Origin of the sequence: Escherichia sp. AM3 (assembly GCF_032029835.1) — a bacterium.
Taxonomy (GTDB): domain Bacteria; phylum Pseudomonadota; class Gammaproteobacteria; order Enterobacterales; family Enterobacteriaceae; genus Escherichia; species Escherichia coli.
On sequence record NZ_JAVUPQ010001344.1, the window covers coordinates 1 to 232 of the forward strand.

Sequence of the window (232 nt, forward strand, 5' to 3'; positions counted from 1 at the left end):
GTACCAAATATCGCCTGCGCGATTTCCGGTTTGCTTAACTGGACCAGTTGCAGCACGTCTTCTTCGCTGACGGTTTTACCGCCGGATTTTTGCAACACTTCACGCGCCGCGTCGCTATGGGTGGCAATCACCGGCACACCAATCGATAGCGCCTCACACAAAATCAGTGGGTAGTTATCGACGCGAGAACTGAATACCAGCGCATCCATCTGATTGAGCGCGCTCATCAACT

1 protein-coding gene is annotated in these 232 nt (G+C 53.0%); it reads right to left on the bottom strand.

The features are described from left to right. On the bottom strand, positions 1 to 232 hold a 232-nt coding region (locus RTW80_RS30985), incomplete at both ends, for a glycosyltransferase (RefSeq protein ID WP_312722099.1).